Source organism: Desulfobacter sp. (assembly GCF_050177295.1).
Genome location: NZ_JBFXHE010000420.1, coordinates 1 through 3,835, shown reverse-complemented (window position 1 = coordinate 3,835; position 3,835 = coordinate 1). Strand labels below are relative to the sequence as shown.

Genomic DNA, 3,835 nt, shown 5'->3' with positions numbered 1-3,835 from the left:
ATTCAGGGTAAATCCCATTTTCCCTGCCAGCTCCTGGGCTGCCTCAAAATTCCCCCCCCAGTTGATGGCATTGCGCACCGGCTCAAAATGCTGGGCAGCAATCATCCCAAGATCCGGACAACGGGAAAAGGTATGCAGAATATTTTTGACGATCCTGGGGCTTCCCAAAAGGCTCTCCAGCAGAAAATGCCGCCAGTGGAAGAGAAAACTTTCATGGGGAGATTGTTTGCCATGGAGGCACAACACATAATCATACTCAGCATAGACATCCTTGAATGTCACAAGTTTGTGGGCAATATCCCGGCCCCGGTTAGGGGCAGTACGGACCTCCACACGGCCTTTATCCCAGCCGTTAAATACGCATTCTATGGCAGAGGCTTTAAAATCATCTGTTGTGGAGATGAAAATGTCCATGTCCACGGGAACATTGGCCAGATAAGACCGAATTTCCACGGCCAGATTTTCATAAAAAAGATGAATCACCGCTGCCACCCTGCCATAGTTTTCCTGGGACGGTATTTCAAACCCAAAGGGTACACAGGCGGAATAATCGGTCTCCATGGGGCGGGCCATGTCAAGGTCCATTTTAAGAGGTTGTTCACAAATCACAGCTTTCCCGGCTTCCTGATCGGGGTGTTCAAGATTATTTTCAGCCCGGTCTGTCATGCCGGCTTTCAGACGGCCCATCTGGCGCAGCAGACGGGTGGCCTTCCAGCTGCTTGAGTTAAGGATCTGGGCGATCTGCCCGTCTTTTTGAGCAATCTCGTTATGATACTCCAGGATCTGGGCATTGTGCCGGGCAATGAGTTTTTGGGTCTGATTCTCCATCTCCATCACCGTTTTCTGAAGGGCAATGATACCGGCCCCCCGGTCTGCCACGGTCTTTTCTAATTCCTGTTGCTCAAACCGCCCCAATTGAAAAGTCCCCAGGGCGGCAAAATATCGTCTCAATTCTTGTTTTTCCCCGGCCCCGGGTTCAAGCCATGTCTGTTTTTTCTCTTCAGGGGCATGGTTCAACTGCAGCACCCCCAGCCCGTTGGACTGGGTAAATTCCAAATGATTGGGATATTCCTGCTTCAGTTCTTCCCAGAGCTGCCACACCCCGAAATTCAGTTCACGCACATTGGTATCGTGAAACATGACAATAGCATCAGAGGTCAGCTTGGGCAGCCAGGTTTCAAAATCATGCCGCACCGCATCATAGGTGTGCAGTCCGTCAATATGCAAAAGGCCGATGGATTCATCTGAAAAAAAGGGAACTGCCTCATCAAAGGTCATGCGCATCAGCCGGGAGAACTGGGCATAAAGCGCCTGGTTATGGGCATCAACCCCATTAAAAATCCGTTCTTCGTATTCCCCGGCATGCTCGTCTCCCTGCCAGGTATCCACGGCATAACATCGGGTGGGTATGTTGTTTTGGGCCACAGACTGACAGAACGAAAAATAAGAATTGCCGCTGTGGGTCCCCAGTTCAACAAAGATCTCAGGCGAAACCTGTTGGATGACCCAGGCTGCAAAGGGCAGGTGCCCAACCCAGCCATTGGGGGGTAAAAGGGATCTGGGAACAAATGATGCAGCGGCTATAATATTGTTTAAATTCATGATAGGCTTTCTTGTGTTTTTAAACTGACCTTAAGCATGGGAATGCCCACCAGGCCACCGTCAACACTGCTTGATTCAGATTGAAATATAATGGCATCATGAATCCAGTGATGCTGCTCATGCTCTTGCTGGGTGCCGCTGGCAATGGCCACGGTGATGCTGTATTGGCCGATGGGAAGCAAGGGCATTTGAAAGACAAAGTCTGCCTCAAGACCTCCTCCTTTCCGGCAGCAGACCGGGTTGTCCATATAGGTCAGGTAGGTATTGTCTCCAAACAGGGTCTGCCCCAGGCGGTCTTTGACAAAAAATCCGATGATGGGAGACGCCAGGTCTCGGTCCGTGCTTGCCATCACCCGTAGCAAAACGGTTTCCCCTCCCACAATCCAGGATAAGGGATGCTGAGTTTCATCCAGAAGATGAACCTGGTCGATGCGGGCATCCCCCTTTCCAAATGACTGGGCATCAGGGTCAAACTTAAACACCTCAAGGTCATTGCGCAGGTTGCTGTTGTTAATAAAGGCCAGGCGCTGGTCCTTATCCGGCAGCATTGCATCAGGCTTTTTTAACGGTTTAAGTCGGGTGGTGCTACTTTTGCCCTGCTGGGCTTCAAAAAAGGCCTCCAGGTAAAGTTCGCACACCTCCTTGGGCTCTCCCTCCTTGAGCACCTCACCCTTCTCCAGCCAAAGGGTATGGTTGCACAGGCTTTTCACACTGGCGGTGTCATGGCTGACAAAGAGAACCGTACCGTTTTTCATGAACCCGCGTAAAAACCGCATACATTTCTGGGTAAAAAAGGCGTCTCCCACGGAGAGGGCTTCATCTACCACAAGAATATCTGCATCCATATGGGCGATAACGGCAAATGCCAGACGGACCATCATGCCGGAGGAATAGGTTTGTACCGGCTGCTCAATGTATTCGCCGATATCTGCAAAATCAATAATCTGACCAAAGCGCTGGTCGATCTCATTTTTGCTTAAACCCAGCACTGCGGCATTCATGTAAACATTTTCCCGCCCGGTGAACTCCGGGTTGAACCCTGAGCCCAGCTCCAGCAGTGCCGCCACCCGGCCCCGGGTTTTAACCCTTCCGCTGGAGGGACTTAAGGTGCCGCAGATCAATTGCAACAATGTGGATTTACCGCTGCCGTTGCGGCCGATGATGCCCACGGTTTCACCTTTTTTCACCCGGAAAGAGACATTATTAAGTGCCCAGAACTCACTGAAATATGCCTTGGGCGGCCTGCCAATCAAACGGTTTAACCGGGGCAGAACAAATTGTTTGAGCCGGTCATGGGGGGTGTCATAAATGTGATAGCATTTGCTTAAGCTTTCAACCTCAATGGCGAATTCAGAGGACATCGGCAAATCCTTTCCGGGTTTTCTGAAACCAGGCATAACCGGCCCACACCACCAGGACGGCCCCGACCGTATACCCCGTAAGTCCAATCAAGTCCGGCAGCTTCCCCCAGATCAATACCGCCCTTGCCTGCTCAATGATAAAGGTAAGGGGGTTGATCATGATGATGAACCGAAATTTTTCAGGAACCGCTGTCAGGGGATAAAACACAGGGGATAAAAACAGCATCATTGTTGTGAGGATACCGATGCTCTGGCCCACATCCCTTAAAAATACCCCCAACGATGCCAGAATCCAGGAAAACCCAATGGTCAGGATAACAAGGGGCAGCAATACCAGAGGGATGAAGACAAGGGTCCAGTGCAAAAATCCGTTGAAGACGGCAAAGGCCGTCAAAAGGACCCCCATGCTGATAATGCAGTGAAACAGGGCTGCACACATGGCCACCACCGGTAGTATCTCAATGGGAAACCGTACTTTTTTAACATAATTAACATTGGCGACAATCAACCCTGGTGCGCGGTTAATGACTTCGCTAAAAAGATTCAGCACGATCAGGCCTGCAAACAGCAGCACTGCGAACTGGGTCTTGCTCTGATTCCCGCCCATTCCGCCCCACCGGGCCTTGAAGATCTCGGAAAAGACAAAGGTATAAATTGTCAGCATAAACACCGGGATGATAAAAGACCATGCCACCCCCAATGCTGAGCCTTTGTAACGGCCAATGACCTCCCGGGTAGCCATCTGCAGGATAAGCCCACGGTTTTGCAAAAGACTTTTACCCAGGGCTGAAAGGGAGGTTGGCTCGGGAGAATGGGGGTCGCAGCCCTGGTCCGAGGATTCTGTCATAAGTGATACTCCTTTGCGCATTTTG

At 50.9% G+C, this 3,835-nt stretch carries 3 protein-coding genes; all 3 read right to left on the bottom strand.

Annotation, left to right across the window (positions count from 1 at the left end):
• On the bottom strand, positions 1 to 1,602 hold a 1,602-nt coding region (locus AB7U36_RS20270; protein ID WP_428161442.1), incomplete at its 3' end, for a rhamnan synthesis F family protein.
• Positions 1,599 to 2,963, bottom strand: coding sequence for an ABC transporter ATP-binding protein (locus tag AB7U36_RS20265; protein ID WP_428161441.1), 1,365 nt, complete (start codon positions 2,961 to 2,963; stop codon positions 1,599 to 1,601). The genes AB7U36_RS20265 and AB7U36_RS20270, both read right to left, overlap by 4 nt.
• On the bottom strand, positions 2,953 to 3,835 hold an 883-nt coding region (locus AB7U36_RS20260), incomplete at its 5' end, for an ABC transporter permease (protein WP_428161440.1). The genes AB7U36_RS20260 and AB7U36_RS20265, both read right to left, overlap by 11 nt.